Source organism: Emticicia sp. 21SJ11W-3 (assembly GCF_024138715.1).
GTDB lineage: Bacteria > Bacteroidota > Bacteroidia > Cytophagales > Spirosomataceae > Emticicia > Emticicia fluvialis.
Window position 1 is genome coordinate 2,092,412 of sequence record NZ_CP092074.1, and the last position, 17,541, is coordinate 2,109,952.

Here is a 17,541-nt window from a genome sequence, read left to right on the forward strand (position 1 = left end):
TAAACAAAAATGACAACCCGCAAGAGTTGTCATTTTTGTTTTACCGGATTTTCCTGGCAAATTCAGCCTCTAAAATCCAGAGAATGGCATCGGGGTCGGTGTCTCCCTCAATGGTAATATCGGCCTGTTGATAGTAGGTCAGGCGTTCATTATATTTTTCTGTTAATGTGTCAAGCAGATTTTTATTCTCGAGGTCATAAAGGGGTCTTTCATTTTTCTTCGATAACTGCATTCTTTCCAACAATCTGTCGGGCTTTACATCCAGAAAAATACTGATACCATTTTCTTTGATATACGCCAGTCCGTCCAGAAAACAAGGTACACCTCCTCCTGTGGCAACTACAGAACGCATATCTTTTTGAACTTTCTTCAACTGCTGATTTTCTACCTTACGAAAATATTCTTCGCCGTTTAATGCAAATATTTCAGAAATCTTCTTTCCCTCTGCAAGCTCAATCCGGGCATCTAAGTCAATAAATTCGTATCCTAAACTCTTGGCCAGTTGCCTCCCCAAAGTACTTTTACCTGACGACGGCATGCCAATCAAAAAAATGTTAGTAGTCATTCTGTCTGCTTGGGCGTAATTATTAAGTATTTAGTATATAACTATTTGAGCAGTTTAGTTAAATCTTCTTTATTGGGTATGCTATTGTTGCCCCATTTGCCTTTTACCACTCCGTTTTGTAACAAAATCACGCAAGGATTTGTTCGTGCCATGGTTTTTAATACGGTGGCATCGGCAGTAAAATAAGGAATTGAAAGGGCATTGGCCTGCCTGAAGGCTTCAAATTCAGTTTGAATGGCCGAAGTTAATATAATGGGTTTTATACTGCTGCCTTGCACGCTTCCGGCCAAAGCTTTTATCTCAGTTATTTCTGCCTCGTTTACGTCTTTTATATTTTTGAAAACAAACATCAATTTATTGCCAATAAAAGTAGAATCGGTATACACGTTTCCCTGCGCATCATTCACAAAATAATCGGTGATTTTTGGCTTTACTTTATCATCATTCAGAGTAATGGATGTTACATATTTATATGTGGTGGTATCCATCAGAAACTCTGCCGATTTTACCTCTTCGTTGGTTTTTTTGTTCAGAAAAGTATATTCAAAAACGGGTTTAATGCCCGTGGGTTTCATCTGCTCGGGTATGCTTTTGCCAACTGCATAAGGAAGGAAATCAATAGGAGGCAGGTAACGGATGGCGTAAATGCCAATACCAAACGAGACTACCGAAACCAATGCCATAACACTATGCAGGTTAGAATCTTTGTATCCGTTTCTGTATATAAATATAATTACAATCAGTACCGTAAGGAAAATGTCCTTGTTGAATGACGTCCACGGTTTTAGTCTCAGAAAATCGCCAAAACATCCGCAGTCTGTTACTTTATTGAAATAGGCAGAGTAAAAAGTAAGGAAAGTAAAAAATACAATAATGCCAAGCAGCAACCACGAGGTGATTTTCATGCGGTAAGAAAGCAACGTAGCAACACCCAGAATAACCTCTAAAGCGCAAAAAATAAGCGACAACGCAAGCGAGTTATGCGCAAAAAACATAAAGAAGCCCTCTAAAGTTGGGATATCCTGCGAGAAAACCTCAAAATATTCTTCCAGCTTTATGCCTGTTCCTACGGGGTCAACTACTTTTACAAAACCAGAAAAAATAAAAATGACACCCACTATGATGCGAGCAATTTGTGCAGGTATTTTCATAAAAGAACAAGGTAAAGTTCGAACAGCTTATTGAATTATAATTTAGTTTTCTGCTTGTAGCGCTTTATTGCTGGCTTTGTGCCTGGCCCAGTTTTATCATGCAGAAAACGGCATAATTGATGATGTCCTGATAGCCAGCCCTTATGCCCTCAGAAACAATGGTTTTGCCCTGATTGTCTTCAATTTGTTTGATTCTGAACAGCTTCATTAGAATGATATCAGTCATTGAACCCACGCGCATATCGCGCCAGGCTTCACCGTAGTCATGGTTTTTATTGAATAAAAGTGCCATTACTTCATCTATTTCCTTATTGTACAGTTCATGCAACTCATCAAACGGAATCTCGATTTTGGTTTCGTCAACCAGCTTTTGTTGAATAAGGGCCATTACGCAATAATTGATAATGCCTATAAACTCTGGCACTATGCCTTCGTCTACTTTGCTGAAGCCTTTATCCTGGATGGTTCTGATGCGCTGCGCTTTAATAAAAATCTGGTCGGTGATGCTCGGAAGGCGCAGAATACGCCACGAAGTGCCGTAATCTTTGTTTTTTTTCTCGAAAAGATCCTGACAAATTTTTATAATATATCTGTATTCAAATTCGGTCTGATTCATGCGCACAATCCAAAAAAGGATAATTTTAAGGAATTCCGGAATATATAATCTATTATTGCAAAACTATAAAACTTCATGGCTATAAACAAATGTCAACCTTAAAAAGCAATGCCCTGGTGTGTCTTCCGAATGGACGATTGATGGATTTAACACGTCCGTCAGTAATGGGTATTCTCAATATTACACCCGATTCTTTTTTTGAAGGAAGCCGTTATCTGGCAGCGCCACAACAGATTGTAGATGCGGCAGGGAAAATGCTGGAAGAAGGCGCATCCATACTAGACATCGGCGGATACTCAACACGGCCCCATGCAGCAGATGTAAGTATTGAGGTAGAAACTGAGCGAATTCTTAATGCTATAGAACCAATAGCCAAGCATTATCCCAATGCCGTTATATCTATAGACACGTTTAGAAGCGCAGTAGCTAAAGCAGCTGTAAAGGCAGGGGCATCGATAATTAACGATATTGGCGGCGGCAATTTAGACAGCCTTATGTTTGGCACAGTGGCTGAATTAGCCGTTCCTTACATACTTATGCACAGCAGGGGCAACCCGGAGACCATGAGCAGGCTGAATGATTACCACGACCTGACTGTTGATGTGCTGGGCGAACTGCAAATAAAAGTAAACAGTTTAAGAGAATCAGGAGTAAAAGATGTTATCATTGACCCGGGTTTTGGCTTTGCCAAAGGCCCCAGACAGGGTTTTGAAATGATGAAAAATCTACCTGCCTTTCAGGTGCTTGGCCTACCAATGCTGGTGGGGGTTTCTCGCAAATCAATGATTTGGAAAACTCTGGGTATAACTGCTTCAGAAGCTTTAAACGGCACAACGGCACTGAATATGGTTGCGTTGACGAATGGTGCGAATATCCTGAGGGTACATGATGTGAAAGAAGCCATGCAGACCATCAGGCTCTATGAAGAAATTTACGGGTCAACGGCTGGAAGCAATGTTTCTGATTAGACGAATAACTATGCCATAAAAAATAACAGCTCCGATAAATATCAATCCCCATGATACGAGTTTGCTTTCAGTAAAGTACAGAAAAAAAGCAGTACCTGCTATGCCCACCCAAAAAAACAAACGGGCGGTAAAACGTTGCAACTGGCGATAGTTTTTTTCTTCAAAACTCTTGGTAAACCAGTTATTACCTGCAAATGCGCTACTTGGGTGCAAATTTGACTGAAAATTACCACTGGCAAATAAAAATAATGATAAGGCCACACCGAGGTAGCGGGGAGGGATGCTTTCTCCTTCAGAATCATGCAGCACATAATAGAAAAGAATAAAACCCAGCGCTGAAAGGTAGGAAGACCAGATTAGTCTGATGCGTTTATCGCTGCGAATGAGAAAATCGGCATTGGGTTTCTGGCTGTCAAGATACTGCATCACTAAAGGCAGGAAATAAAAGAAAAGTGCTGCCAGGCCGTATAGTACCAGAATGCGTATTTGCGCATCTAAAATGGCATGGTTCCAGCTAGCCAGCAAGTAAGCAAAAGGGGCAAGTACAATGCCAATAATGAGCATTTCGAACATCAAACTGCGTTTCATGACATTCAAAGTTTTGGTCGGCTTTTATTCAGAAATAGTGCGGGAATTAACCTGAAGACGGATTCTTGGTTTTTCGGCTGCAGCAGGTTTAAACTGAATAAACCACGCCAGAATTTCGTCCATCACAGTCATATTAAGCGAGTAATATATAAACTGCCCTTTTTTTACGGCAGCCACAAGGTCGGCCTGTTTCAGCAAATCAAGGTGATGCGAAATGCTGGGTTTGGTCATATCAAAGCGCTCTGCAATGTCTCCTGCAGTCATGTCTCCATCTTTCAGCATCTCCAGTATTTCCCGACGGGTAGAGTCGTTCAGCGCTTTAAATAAACTATTCATTTGGAAAAGAGAATCGGTAGTTATTGAACAAATGTTATTGATACGAAATTCTGAAAAAAAATCAGTTTTGCCAAATAATACTGCTTAAATATTTAGATAATCTTCTAAATAGCGTTTGCCTTCCGAGTCTATTCTTTGAAAAACACAATTTTGCAGCTATTTTTCTTTCTTTGGTATTTAAATCATTATATTTGCGCACACTTCATCAATAAACGCCCCATTCCTTGCCGAAGTGGGGTATTTTTTTGTTCGGCGGCAAACAGAAGCGTAATTGCTTGTGCAGATTAATGATGTAGTAATTTATCAACCAGAAGATAATGAAAGTTTTAAAGTTTGGGGGCACCTCGGTAGGCACAGTAGAAAGTATCAATCAGGTTATTCAGATTATCAAAGAGAATCTGGACGAAGGAAGTAAAATAGCTGTAGTGTATTCTGCTATGGGTGGTGTAACCAACAGGCTGATTGAAATTGGCAAGATGGCGTCGCAGTCAGACCCTGAATTTACCGAACAATTGCGTTCGGTAGAAGACAGACATTTCAATGCAGTTAAAGGGCTTATTGATATAAAGAACCAGAGCAGTGCCATTGCAAAAGTAAGAGGGCTGTTTAATGAACTGGAAGACCTGCTCAAAGGCGTGTCGCTTATAAAGGAATTATCGAATCGGACACTGGATTTAATAGTGAGTTTCGGTGAAAGGCTTTCTACTTCTATTATTACCGAGGCTTTAAAAAACAAAGGCATTGAAGCAGAGTTTTTAGATGCACGAAAGGTAATTAAAACTAATGATGCGTTTGGGCATGCTGATGTAAATTTTGAGCTGACCAATGAGCTGATTCGCAAGCATTTTGCCCAGACTAATAAACTGCAGTGTATTACCGGCTTTATTGGTTCTACTATAGACGGGGTTACTACTACCTTGGGCAGAGGAGGCTCTGACTACACCGGGTCAATTTTTGGTGCTGCCCTGAACGCCAGCGTGATAGAAATCTGGACGGACGTAAACGGTATGATGACGGCAGACCCGCGCAAGGTAAAGAATGCTTTTACGATACCAACCATAACCTATGCCGAGGCCATGGAGCTTTCGCACTTTGGGGCTAAGGTTATATATCCGCCAAGTCTTACACCTGCTTTTTACAAGAATATCCCAATTAAGGTTCTCAATACTTTCAATCATAAGCATCCGGGTACGTTTATCAGCAAAACCGCCGAAACCAAAGAGTATTCTATAACAGGCATATCTTCTATTGATGACATCGCCCTCATCAATGTACAGGGTGGTGGTATGATAGGCGTGGCGGGTATATCGGCCAAGTTGTTTTCTATACTGGCCAAGAACAAAATCAGTGTAATACTGATATCGCAGGCTTCGTCTGAACATTCCATCTGTTTTGCCGTAGAGCCGAAGTCAGCCTATGGCGTAAAAGAAATTCTGGAAGAAGGATTTGCTACTGAAATAGCCCAGGGATTGTTAGATAACATAGCCATTGAGCATAACCTTTCTGTGCTTGCCGTTGTAGGCGAAGGAATGAAATCAAGCTCGGGTACATCCGGCAAGTTGTTTTCTGTTTTGGGTAAAAACGGTATTAATGTGGTGGCTACGGCTCAGGGGTCTTCTGAGCTTAACATTTCGGTTGTAATACATAAAAAAGATATTGGCAAGGCGCTTAATGCTATTCATGAAACCTTTTTTCAGGTAGATGGGCTTACGCTCAATCTGTTTGTGGTGGGTGCAACCGGGCTTATTGGCAGTACGCTGATACGCCAGATTCGCGAGCAGAAAGATTACCTGAAGTCTCGCAAGAATTTGAATATCAGGCTGGTGGGTATCACCAATACCCGTAAAATGATATTGAATGAAGGAGGCATAAGCCTGGAAACCTGGAAGGAGGAACTACTGGAAAACGGAGATATAGCAAACATAGGCTCTTTTGTATCTGACGTACAGGATCTGAACATGCCCTATAGCGTGTTTGTTGATTGCACGGCCGATAAAAACATTGTTCAGTACTATTATTCGCTTCTGAGTTCAAGCGTATCAATAGTAACCCCTAATAAGGTGGCTAATTCTGGAAAGTTTGAGCAATACTTTATGCTGCAAAAAGCTGCCCAGAAACACGGCGTGAAGTTTTTGTATGAAACCAACGTTGGGGCAGGGCTACCCATTATTAACACGCTTCAGGGGCTTATAACGAGCGGAGACAAAATTCATAAAATAGAAGCCGTATTGTCGGGTACATTGGCCTATATCTTCAATAATTTCAGAGTAGGCGAAAGATTTGTGGATGTAGTTAAGGAGGCCAAGGCCAAAGGCTACACAGAACCAGACCCACGTGACGACCTGAGCGGCCAGGATGTAGCCCGCAAGATTTTGATTTTATCAAGAGAATGCGGATTGAGACTGGAACCCGAAGACGTAAAAATCATCAACCTTTTGAACGATGCCTGTCTGCAAGCCAAAACAGTTGAAGATTTTTTTGTGGAATTAGAAAAAGATAATAACCGTTTTGAGCAACTTCTGGCTGAAGCCGAAGCAAAAGGCGAGGTGCTGCGCTATATTGCTACTCTGGACGATGAAAAGGTTACCATTGAACTGAAATCGGTAGGTCGTAACCATCCGTTTTTTAATCTGGCGGGTTCAGAGAATATTGTGTCATTTACTACCGAGCGGTATAAATTTAACCCATTGGTTATTAAAGGCCCGGGTGCAGGTGCTGAGGTAACGGCATCTGGTGTATTTGCCGATATCATGAGCATCAGCAGTTATCTGGGTTAAATGTCGGTACCCATTATTGTATTTAATAGGCAGATTGAAAGTAGCCTGATTGGCAGATAATTATTTAATTGTTCAGATACCTGGCATGGTAATTTTTTTTAACAGGCAAATTCTGACGGCATAACACTACTTAATATTTTGGAAAAAGTAATTCTTTACAAAAACGCTCAGGCATTTGATACTAAAATTCTGTTGGCTTCATCTAAATCTGAAAGCAACAGAGCCTTGATTATCAATGCACTGTCTGGTTTTAAAGGCGATTTGAAGAACCTTTCTTCGGCTCGTGATACCCAGACCATGATTCGCCTTTTGCAATCTGCTGATTCAGTGGCCGATGTGATTGATGCCGGAACAACCATGCGTTTTTTAACCGCCTATTTTACCGCAACCAACCAAAACAAAACCATGACAGGTACGCCTCGTATGTGTGAGCGCCCCATAGGTATTTTGGTTGAGGCCCTTAAAACCATCGGAGCCGATATTGAATATCTGAAAACAGAAGGGTATCCGCCTTTACATATAAATGGCTTGTCGGCGCAGAAAAGTAGTGAAGTAACTATAAGAGGAGATGTAAGCAGCCAGTATATTTCAGCTCTCTTGATGATTGCACCCACATTACCGCAGGGGCTGACCATTTGTCTGACAGGTGAAATTGGGTCAATACCTTATATTAACATGACCCTGGCGCAGATGAAAGCTTTTGGGGTAGATGCCAAAGCCGATTGGGATGCCAAAGTGCTGACAGTTGCTTCTCAGCAATACAAGCCAACCAGCTATCAGGTAGAGTCTGACTGGTCTGGGGCCAGTTATTGGTATAGTATTGTTGCGTTATCAACCTTTGAAGACACCCGGGTAGAATTATTAGGTTTGAAAGAGAACTCATTGCAGGGCGATAGCGCTATTGTAGCTATTATGACCCAACTGGGTGTGAAAAGTACTTTTACTGCCGATGGCGTATTGTTAACAAAAATACCTGCCCAGCCTAGCCTTCAATGGGATTTTGCCAATTGCCCCGACCTGGCGCAAACCGTTGCAGTAACCTGTGTAGCCAAAGGTATTGAAGCTGTTTTTACAGGCATAGAGAGCCTTAAAATAAAAGAAACAGACCGGATCTTAGCTTTGCAGAACGAGCTTAAGAAGTTTGGAGGAAGCCTGACAGAAGTAGTAACCAATACCGAATACCGGGTGTCTGGCTCAGGTTTTGAGTTCGGCAGCGCCCCTGTAAGCATTGCTACTTATGACGACCACCGGATGGCTATGGCTTTTGCACCTCTGGCAATGCTGACAGACGTAACCATAGAAGAACCCAATGTGGTAGTGAAATCGTACCCGAGTTTCTGGGACGATATCAAAAAAATTGTTGAGATAGAACGGCAACCGGCTGCCAATGTTTCATGATTTTCATTAGCCCCTTTTGTGTATTGGGGCTTTTTTTTTAATTTTGCCAAACATACTTCTCTTATTAAGATGCAATCATTGAGTACCAAACATCTACTCGGTATAAAAGACCTTACAACAAACGATATTCAGCTTATTTTAGAAACTGCCAAAGAATTTAAGGAGGTTATTAACCGACCGATAAAAAAAGTACCTTCGCTGAGAGATGTAACAATTGCCAATGTTTTTTTTGAAAATTCTACCCGTACGCGTCTGTCATTTGAGTTGGCTGAAAAAAGGCTCTCTGCTGATGTCGTTAATTTTTCGGCTTCAGGTAGCTCTGTAAAAAAAGGAGAAACCCTGCTTGATACCGTTAATAATATTCTGGCTATGAAGGTAGATATGATTGTAATGCGCCACAGTAGCCCGGGAGCGCCTCATTATTTGTCTAAAAAAATAAAGGCCAATATTGTAAACGCTGGTGACGGTACGCATGAGCACCCGACACAGGCTTTGCTTGATTCTTTTTCTATGCAGGAAAAACTTGGAGACCTTACCGGTAAGAAAATTGCAATTATTGGCGATATCCTGCATTCGCGCGTGGCGCTTTCGAATATTTTCTGCTTGCAGAAACTGGGTGCAGAAGTTACTATTTGCGGGCCTAACACCCTTTTGCCCAAATATATTAATGAAATTGGTGTAAGAATCTCTCATAGCGTAAAAGAAACACTACAATGGTGTGATGTGGCCAATGTTCTGAGAATACAACTGGAACGCCAGCAAATTAAGTATTTCCCTTCATTGCGTGAATATTCGCTCTATTTCGGAATCAATAAACAAATGCTCGATGAGTTGGATAAAGAAATTGTACTAATGCACCCCGGGCCGATAAACAGGGGTGTTGAGTTATCGAGCGATGCCGCTGATTCACATCATTCAATTATTCTCGACCAGGTGGAAAACGGCGTAGCTGTCAGAATGGCCGTACTTTATTTGTTGTCTCAGCAAAACTAAATTTAAAAAAACTACAAAAACAAAGGCATAACCGGTAAAAGTTATGCCTTTGTTTTTTAAAGCCTGGGCTTATCTTCTTCCTCTTCTTTCCTTCCAGTTATCCCTTATTTCGGCTCTTCTTTTTTTAGCTTCTTCACGTAATTTTGTCATTTGCTCGGGTGTCAGAACACTCTCATAGCTTTTCATGGCGGCGTCGTAGTTAGACTTCATTCTTTTACGGCTGGCAAGCATTCGTTCTCTTTCTTCGTTTCTGTACTCATCCCTTTTTTTCTCCTGCTCCAGATTAATAGCCAGCATTTTCTTATATTGATCATCATTTAAGGCCAGCGATTCCTTCATGCGGTTTGTTCTCATTTCTGCGCGTTGTTCTGGTGTTTTATGAGGTCCGTCTCCACGCCCTGGTTTGTCTTGCTGGGCAAATGCTCCGGTAAGTACTCCGCCAATAAGCGTGCACACTAAAAGTATTTTTTTCATTTTTTGAATTGGTTGATTGTAAGAAAATTGTCCTTTTTACAACGTTGCAATTGTTAGAGTGAAATCATTAAAAAAGGTTTAAAAGCCATAATAAACTAATTTGATTTTCAGGATAACAGATTATGTTTTAACTTTAGGAATCAATATATATTAAACAGATGGTAAAGGTATTGACGATATATATAGGAATGTATTAATCTGTAAATAATCAGTCAGTCACGCATGCACCCAATTGGATAATTATGGATTTTGAACAAATAAAGCAGGTAATTGCAGATAAGTTTGGTGAAGCAATTGTACTGAAAGTTGAGAGCAATGTTCTTCAACCCAGCTTAACGGTTCCGGCTGAAAGCATTGTGGATGTCTGCACATTTATGCATGAAAACCCCAATTTGTATTTTGATTTTCTGGCCTGCATTACAGCCATTGATAACGGCCTTGACGTTGGCACCATTGAGGTAATTTATAATCTTACCTCAATTCCGTACGAACATAATTTCGTTTTGAAGGTGGAAGTACCCAGAAATGCAGAAGGAGAGCCCTTGCCACAGGTGCCTTCAGTAGCAGGTATCTGGCGCACGGCAGACTGGCACGAACGTGAAGCCTTTGATTTGGTTGGAATTGATTTTACCGGCCACCCCGACTTGCGGAGAATACTGCTTCCGGCTGATTGGGAGGGGCACCCATTAAGAGCTGACTATCAGGAGCAGGAAGAGTACCACAGCATAAAGGTAAAATATTAATAAAAATGGTTTAGTGAGCGTTTCACTAAACCATTTCTGTTTTAAATTCAGAAGTAGTATGAAACTTGATGTCCGGATTATTCTGGATATTCATTCGTAATATCCAGTCGGTCTCTGCCAGAAAAACCGGATTCTGGTCTTTATCATAAGCAATATAATTGCCTTTCAGGCGTACAAACTCAGCCAGCTTATCTTTATCTTCTGAGGTTATCCAGCAGGCTTTAGAGTAAGGGCGGGCATCAAATCTACAGCTGGCGCCATATTCATTCAGCAGTCGGTATTGAATAACCTCAAACTGAAGCTCACCAACTGTGCCTATTATCTTACGGTTACCTGGTTGCTGGGTAAATAACTGGGCCACGCCTTCATCTGTCAGCTGCTGCACACCTTTTTCTAATTGTTTCGATTTCATAGGGTCATTGTTAATTACCTCTTTGAATATCTCTGGCGAAAAGCTTGGAATACCCGTAAATTGAAGCGCTTCTCCTTCGGTAAGCGTATCGCCAATTTTAAAAGTACCGGTATCGTATAGACCAATTACGTCTCCCGGGTAGGCATCCTCAACTACATCTTTTCTGTCGGCCAGAAAAGCAAACGGGCTTGAGAAACGCATATCTTTACTTAAGCGTACGTGTTTATAGAATTTTCCACGTTCAAACTGTCCGCTGCAAATTCTCAGGAAAGCAATTCTGTCACGGTGGCGTGGGTCAATATTGGCGTGGATTTTAAAGACAAATCCGCTGAATTTCTTTTCCTCAGGTTCCACCATACGTTTGTCTGTCATGCGGTGCACAGGCAGAGGAGACACATCACAAAAAGTATTCAGAAGTTCCATCACGCCAAAGTTGCTTACGGCACTACCAAAAAATACAGGAGCCAGGTTTCCTGCCAGGTAAGCTTCTTTATCAAATTCGCTATACACCCCTTCTATCAGTTCTACATCTTCCCTTAGCTGGTTGGCATCTTTTTCACCAACTTTTTTGTCCAGCACCTCCGACTCCAGCTCAATCACATCAATATCGTCTTCCAGGCGTGTTTTGTTTACGGCAAAGTGGTTCATCTTTTTTTCCAGCAGGTGATACACCCCTTTAAAGTTAGAGCCACCATTAACCGGCCATGTAATAGGGCGTACACTGATATTCAGTTTTTGCTCCAGTTCATCCAGCAAATCAAAAGGGTTTTGTCCCTCGCGGTCCAGTTTATTTACAAAAATAATCACCGGCGTATTACGCATCCGGCAAACTTCCATCAACCTTTCGGTTTGTTCCTCAACGCCTTTTACGCAGTCAATTACCAGAATTACACTATCTACGGCAGTAAGCGTTCGATAGGTATCTTCGGCAAAGTCTTTGTGGCCGGGGGTATCCAGAATATTGATTTTAAGCCCTCTATATTCAAAAGTCATTACAGAAGTGGCCACCGAGATACCTCTCTGCTTCTCAATTTCCATGAAATCGGAAGTAGTAGATTTCTTGATTTTATTCGATTTTACCGCCCCTGCCGTCTGAATGGCACCTCCGAAAAGCAGCAGCTTCTCGGTCAGTGTGGTTTTCCCGGCATCGGGGTGGGCAATGATAGCGAACGTACGGCGTTTGTGTAATTCTTGAAGAAATGACATTTTTATCTAATTTTGCGAACCTGATGTTTACAGCCTTGGTCTGTAAGTGTCAAATAAACGGCCTTGTGGCCAACCTTAAAAACGGGTGCAAAATTACGCATAAATTATGGAAGAAACATGGCAAGTTGCATTTGAATCAATAATTTCTCAGATATTAGACCGGGGCTATGGCATTTTGGACGGATTCCTGTCTGACGAAGAAATATTAGCGCTTAATGAGCGTTTTCTTTTACATTATCAGGCACAAGCGTTTAAAAAGGCTGGTATCAGTAAAAGCCATGAAGTGGTAAAGGATATAAGAGGCGATGAGATTCTGTGGCTGGAGAAAAGCAATGCCGTAGGAATAGAAACCGTATTTCTTGACCGCCTTGAACAATTTATGGGCTATGTAAATTATACCTGTTTTCTGGGGTTACGGTCTTATGAAATCCATTATGCGTCTTATCCGGTAGGTACGTTTTATAAACGGCATCTCGATAAATTCAGAAATGACTCTGGGCGAAAACTATCTTTCATTTGTTATCTGAACCAGAACTGGCAGCCTGATAATGGCGGAGAACTCGTTTTATTTTTGCCGGACGGCGACAAAACCGTTTTGCCGCTGGGTGGCAGGCTGATTGTATTTGAAAGCGATAAAATAGAACATGAAGTACTACCTGCGAACCGCGAACGCCGAAGTCTGACAGGCTGGTTACGCAATATTGATTAATGAGAACCTTTAAATTTAGTATTGCTTTTACAAACGCGTTATATGGCTAAGCCTTTAAAGTTTTTTTATAAATTTGTACAAAATCATGAAACTATGACTTTCGAAGAATACCTGATAAGCAAAAAAATAGATAAAGATAAGTTTGCGCAGGCCGAGCCTGAAAGGTTCAGAGAATGGAGTGTGCTGTTTAGCCAGATGCACCCCGAAAGTTTTACCATGCACAAGAAGTTTCTGATAAATCCCACGCGCCGCAAATACCATTTATAGTATTCTTCAGCTTTTCTTATTCAAGTCTAAAGTATCGCTTATCTACTTTTCCGGTACTTTCATCTATTGTTTTCAGGTAATGGTGTTTTTTATAAATCTTTTAATGTGAAATACGGTATTTAATGAGGGTTTGAGTGGTAATTTTGCACAAAATCAAGATTTTTTAGCCACGACAGACACCATATTTTTTAACCGTTATTTACACAAATGAAAAGAAAATTTTTACTTACAATCCTTTCATCGGCATTACTTCACACAGCTTTTGCGCAGTTTCCGGGTGGAGGAGGTTTTGGAGGAGGAGGCCGTAGTGGGGGAGGCTTCCCGGGGGGTAATCCACAGCAACAGCAAACGCCACAGAATGATGTGCCTCGTGGTTCGGCTAAAATTGTTGGTATTCTGGTAGACTCTACAACCAAAAAACCTGTTGAATTTGCCTCGATTGCAGTATATGACAAAAACAATAAAGTAGTAGAAGGCTCAATGACCGATATGAACGGTGCATTTACTGTGAAGAACCTGGCTAAAGGAACTTACAAAGTGGTGGCCTCTTTTATTGGTTATAAAAATACCACATTAAACAAAGTTGATGTTCCTACCAATAAAGCAGAGGTTAATCTGGGTAACCTGGTGATGGCTACAGATACCAAAATTCTGAATGAGGTAACGGTAGTTGGGCAGGCTGCTCTTGTAGAAGATAAGGTTGACCGCCTGGTTTACAATGCCGAAAAAGACATTACCAGCCGCGGTGGAACAGCAGAAGATGTATTAAGAAAAGTACCTATGCTTACCGTTGATATGGACGGCAACGTGCAGATGCGCGGCAGCAGCAATATCAAGGTATTGATTAATAACAAGCCGTCGAGTATTCTGGCAACGAATATTGCCGATGCCTTAAAACAGATACCGTCTGACATGATAAAATCGGTAGAGGTAATTACCTCGCCGTCTGCCAAATATGATGCAGAGGGTACGGCCGGTATTATCAATATCATAACCAAGAAAAATACCCTGCAAGGCCTTACCGGATTTGTAAATGCAGGTGCCGGTGTGCGTGGCGCCAATGCCTTTGGTAATCTTAACCTTCGTCAGAAAAAAGTAGGTACTTCGTTGAGCTTTGGTGGTAACTCAGGTTATAATACACCCAGTGACGGAAGCACTACCCGCGAAAGCTCGGTACGCGGCACAACCACAACCCTGGCACAGACTGACGCTAATAATGTGAGACGTATAAATGGTAATACGCAGTTGAGTATTGATTATGACATTAACTCAAAAAACTCAATGACATTGACTGGCCGTTTGGGTATCGGAAATTTTGATACCAGAGGGCCACAGACATCTTTACTGACAGGGTCGTCAGGTGAGGTAATGCAACAGTTTACACGCTATGTGAAACAGCTACGCACCAACAACAGCCTTGATATTGATTTCAACTATACACGTACATTTAAACAACAGGGGCATGATTTTACTTTGCTGATACAGCATGGCAGAAATACCCGTGATACTGATTTCAGAACTGACCAGGATAATAAACCATTTAATAAAAGTAACAATGATGGGCTGAATAACGAGACTACCTTTCAGGCTGATTATAACCTGCCTTTTAAAAAGAATATATTTGAAGCAGGTGCCAAGTATATTATCCGCGATGTATCCAGTGGTTATGACTTCCTGCAGTTTAACGAGCAAACAAATGATTATGTAATCATCCCGTCAAGAACCAACGACTTTAACTACGAGCAGAAAGTAAGTGCAGCCTATACCACACTTACCCTGGCTTTACCACAAAAATGGGGCTTGAAAATGGGTGTTCGCTACGAAAACACCTCAATTAATGCCAAGTTTCAGAATTCAGACAAACCTACTACCATTGCACCTTATGATAACATAGTGCCTACGGTTACGGTTTCTAAAGATTTTCCTAAAAATCATAAGGTAAGATTCAGCTACGGTCAGCGTATTCAACGCCCGTCTCTTGAGTTCCTGAACCCTTTTGTAAACTATGCCGACCCTCTGAATATCTCTTACGGTAACCCGCTTTTGAAACCAGAGCTGAGCCATAACTTTGAAATCAACTACAATACTTACTTTAAGGCTAACTCGGTTAACGTAGCTGTTTTCAGAAGATTCACGAATAACAACATTACATCAGTTCGCTCGGTTGATGAGAAAGGGGTTGTTACATCTACTTTCGACAACATCGGTAAAACCAACTTTTATGGTGCCAATATATTTTTAAATGTGCAGCCAACCAAAAGCCTTAGAATAGGTGGCGGAGCCAACTTTACTTATAATCTGTTAAATGGTACCGTTGTGATTCCGGTATTACAGGCAGACAATACGTATAAGAGCAGTCTGGTGGCTATTGAAAACAAAGGGTGGAACTCCAACTTCAACTTCAATGCCTCTTATACCTTTACAAAAGGCTGGGGTGCGCAGGCTTTTGGGTTTATGGGTAGCCGCCGGGTGCAATTACAGGGGTATCAGGGAGCTTTCCGCTTTTACAATATCGGGGTGAAGAAAGACTTCAAAAACAAAAAAGGAAGTTTCAATTTTGGTTTAGATAACCCGTTTGCCAAGAAGATGGTTATCAAAAGCTATGCAAGCGACCCAACCTTCGTATCCAATTCAGTACGTAATGTGTATAACAGAGGTGTGCGCTTCTCTATCAATTATTCATTCGGCAAGATGGATTTCAACGGTGGTGGTGGTTTATTCCGCAACAAGAAAAAAGTTAATAACGAAGACATCAAAGAAGGTGAAGGCGATGGCGGCACACAAGGACAGCAAGGTCAAGGTGGCGCTGGCGGTGGCGTACGCCCGCGCTAAACATTTTCGGTTATAATCAGTAATATCCAAGTTTTTCTTCCCATTTTGAGAATTTGTTACTCAGGAATAGATTCACAAAATGGGATTCTTTTTTAGAGATATCTTTATTGCTCCCGGCTTTCAGAAAATTAGTATCTTGCTTGGCTGTTTAAAAAGAGCTAAAGCTCCATCAGGATATTTTTTCGACCTGTTTACCTGTCTATTGTTATGAAATTACGCACCAACTCATTTATTTTTACTCTTCTCTTTTTGTTTTTTTATCAATCCTATGCACAAAGCACTGCTGAGCCACCTGGGATAGTGATAGACTATATGGCGAAAGAGACAGGTAAGTATATTGGCTCGCCTTCGATCTGCATTTTGCCGGACGGTACCTACATGGCATCGCATGATGAATTCGGACCTAAATCAAAAGAGTTTGCTTCAGCCCAAACCAGAATTTTTTTTTCTAAAGATAAGGGCAAAACATGGCAGCAAATCGCCATTATTGATGGTCAGTTCTGGTCGAATCTGTTTACGCATAATGGTGCCTTGTATATTATGGGTACTAATAAGCATCATGGCAATTTCATTATTCGTAAATCGGTTGATGGTGGACACAGCTGGACAACCCCCTACAGCAAAACAACGGGTTTGTTACTGGAAGGCGAGTACCACACGGCCCCTGTGCCAGTGGTTATTCATAAGGCAAGAATCTGGCGTGCTTTGGAATACGCCACTGCCCCCACAACACGTTGGGGCAAGCGCTATAGTGCTATGATGATTTCGGCGCCTTTAAATTCGGATTTACTGAATGCAGATAACTGGAGGGCTACTAACAAGCTGCCTTATGATTCTACCTACCTGAACGGCAAATTCAATGCATGGCTTGAAGGCAATGCAGTGATTAGCAGAAATGGTGAAATGCTTGATATACTAAGAGTTGATGTGCCGCAAGGTAATGCAGAAGTGGCAGCTTTTGTGAAAATTGGCAGGAATGGTAAAATGGCTACCTTTGATAAGCAAACAGGGTTTGTACCCATGCCCGGTGCGAGTAAGAAATTTAGTATCAGATATGACAGCAACTCTGACAGGTATTGGGCATTGGTGAATACGGTGGACACACTCTATAAAAATAAAACACCTGCTTCAATTAGAAATCAATTGGCGCTTGTTAGCACTAAAGACCTGAAAAAATGGGAGATTCACCGACAATTACTGTACCATCCTGATGTAAGCAAACACGGTTTTCAGTATGTTGACTGGCAGTTTGAAAATGACGACATTATTTTTGTTTCAAGAACTGCCTATGATGATGCCGTAGGAGGCGCCAATAATTTTCATGACGCCAATTTTCTTACTTTTCATCGCATTGAAAACTTCAGAAAGGAGATTGATAAACGCTTAGAATAACTGCCAAATTAAATATATCTGTTTATTCTGAAGCTTTTGACTGTTAATTTGTAGATAAATTTAAAAAGATTTTAATAGGAAAAGCCATATCATTAGATGTGGCTTTTTCGTTTT

16 protein-coding genes are annotated in these 17,541 nt (G+C 41.3%); 9 read left to right on the forward strand and 7 right to left on the reverse strand.

The window, feature by feature from the left end; genetic code table 11:
• Positions 1-40: 40 nt before the first annotated feature.
• The 3 genes from MB380_RS08825 to MB380_RS08835 all read right to left on the reverse strand — a co-directional run bounded on the left by MB380_RS08825 (position 41) and on the right by MB380_RS08835 (position 2,332).
• The gene (locus tag MB380_RS08825; RefSeq protein WP_253534673.1) at positions 41-565 is read right to left on the reverse strand and encodes a shikimate kinase; all 525 of its coding nucleotides are present in this window, start codon (positions 563-565) and stop codon (positions 41-43) included.
• Positions 566-606: 41 nt separating this feature from the next.
• Positions 607-1,716, reverse strand: coding sequence for a BT_3928 family protein (locus MB380_RS08830; RefSeq protein ID WP_253534675.1), 1,110 nt, complete (start codon positions 1,714-1,716; stop codon positions 607-609).
• Between the two features lie 64 nt (positions 1,717-1,780).
• Positions 1,781-2,332, reverse strand: a complete 552-nt coding sequence (locus MB380_RS08835) for a DUF1599 domain-containing protein (RefSeq protein ID WP_253534677.1) — start codon at positions 2,330-2,332, stop codon at positions 1,781-1,783.
• A gap of 89 nt (positions 2,333-2,421) precedes the next feature.
• Here MB380_RS08835 and folP point away from each other — a divergent pair, with 89 nt between their 5' ends.
• Complete coding sequence (folP, locus tag MB380_RS08840; protein ID WP_253534679.1) at positions 2,422-3,300, forward strand: dihydropteroate synthase; 879 nt, start codon at positions 2,422-2,424, stop codon at positions 3,298-3,300.
• On the opposite strand, the gene MB380_RS08845 is transcribed toward folP, so the two are convergent.
• Both MB380_RS08845 and MB380_RS08850 read right to left on the reverse strand, forming a co-directional pair.
• Positions 3,271-3,888, reverse strand: a complete 618-nt coding sequence (locus tag MB380_RS08845) for a hypothetical protein (protein ID WP_253534681.1) — start codon at positions 3,886-3,888, stop codon at positions 3,271-3,273. The genes folP and MB380_RS08845 overlap by 30 nt on opposite strands.
• Before the next feature lie 24 nt (positions 3,889-3,912).
• Positions 3,913-4,224, reverse strand: coding sequence for an autorepressor SdpR family transcription factor (locus tag MB380_RS08850; protein ID WP_101727892.1), 312 nt, complete (start codon positions 4,222-4,224; stop codon positions 3,913-3,915).
• A gap of 317 nt (positions 4,225-4,541) precedes the next feature.
• Between MB380_RS08850 and thrA the strand changes: the two genes are divergently transcribed.
• The 3 genes from thrA (at position 4,542) to MB380_RS08865 (ending at position 9,392) form a co-directional block, all read left to right on the forward strand.
• Entirely contained in the window at positions 4,542-7,001 is a 2,460-nt protein-coding gene (gene thrA, locus MB380_RS08855; protein ID WP_253534683.1) for a bifunctional aspartate kinase/homoserine dehydrogenase I, read from the forward strand.
• A gap of 138 nt (positions 7,002-7,139) precedes the next feature.
• Positions 7,140-8,399, forward strand: a complete 1,260-nt coding sequence (locus MB380_RS08860; RefSeq protein ID WP_253534685.1) for a 3-phosphoshikimate 1-carboxyvinyltransferase — start codon at positions 7,140-7,142, stop codon at positions 8,397-8,399.
• Between the two features lie 69 nt (positions 8,400-8,468).
• The gene (locus MB380_RS08865; protein ID WP_253534687.1) at positions 8,469-9,392 is read left to right on the forward strand and encodes an aspartate carbamoyltransferase catalytic subunit; all 924 of its coding nucleotides are present in this window, start codon (positions 8,469-8,471) and stop codon (positions 9,390-9,392) included.
• A 69-nt stretch (positions 9,393-9,461) separates the two neighbouring features.
• Here MB380_RS08865 and MB380_RS08870 read toward each other — a convergent pair whose 3' ends face one another.
• The gene (locus MB380_RS08870) at positions 9,462-9,866 is read right to left on the reverse strand and encodes a DUF4890 domain-containing protein (RefSeq protein ID WP_253534689.1); all 405 of its coding nucleotides are present in this window, start codon (positions 9,864-9,866) and stop codon (positions 9,462-9,464) included.
• A gap of 242 nt (positions 9,867-10,108) precedes the next feature.
• Here MB380_RS08870 and MB380_RS08875 point away from each other — a divergent pair, with 242 nt between their 5' ends.
• Positions 10,109-10,609 carry an NADH-quinone oxidoreductase subunit C gene (locus MB380_RS08875; protein WP_253534690.1) on the forward strand — a complete coding sequence of 167 codons (501 nt, stop codon included), beginning with the start codon at positions 10,109-10,111 and terminating at the stop codon, positions 10,607-10,609.
• A 25-nt stretch (positions 10,610-10,634) separates the two neighbouring features.
• Here the strand turns inward: MB380_RS08875 and MB380_RS08880 are convergent, their stop codons facing one another.
• Complete coding sequence (locus MB380_RS08880) at positions 10,635-12,227, reverse strand: peptide chain release factor 3 (RefSeq protein WP_101727887.1); 1,593 nt, start codon at positions 12,225-12,227, stop codon at positions 10,635-10,637.
• Between the two features lie 106 nt (positions 12,228-12,333).
• On the opposite strand from MB380_RS08880, the gene MB380_RS08885 reads away from it, so the two are divergent.
• The 4 genes from MB380_RS08885 to MB380_RS08900 all read left to right on the forward strand — a co-directional run bounded on the left by MB380_RS08885 (position 12,334) and on the right by MB380_RS08900 (position 17,427).
• A complete protein-coding gene (locus MB380_RS08885; protein WP_253534692.1) occupies positions 12,334-12,936 on the forward strand; it encodes a 2OG-Fe(II) oxygenase in 603 nt (200 codons plus the stop codon).
• 93 nt (positions 12,937-13,029) lie between these two features.
• Positions 13,030-13,203 carry a hypothetical protein gene (locus MB380_RS08890; protein WP_173830566.1) on the forward strand — a complete coding sequence of 58 codons (174 nt, stop codon included), beginning with the start codon at positions 13,030-13,032 and terminating at the stop codon, positions 13,201-13,203.
• A 207-nt stretch (positions 13,204-13,410) separates the two neighbouring features.
• The gene (locus MB380_RS08895; protein ID WP_253534701.1) at positions 13,411-16,035 is read left to right on the forward strand and encodes a TonB-dependent receptor domain-containing protein; all 2,625 of its coding nucleotides are present in this window, start codon (positions 13,411-13,413) and stop codon (positions 16,033-16,035) included.
• Positions 16,036-16,242: 207 nt separating this feature from the next.
• Positions 16,243-17,427, forward strand: coding sequence for a sialidase family protein (locus tag MB380_RS08900; RefSeq protein ID WP_253534703.1), 1,185 nt, complete (start codon positions 16,243-16,245; stop codon positions 17,425-17,427).
• The last annotated feature ends 114 nt before the right edge of the window (positions 17,428-17,541 follow it).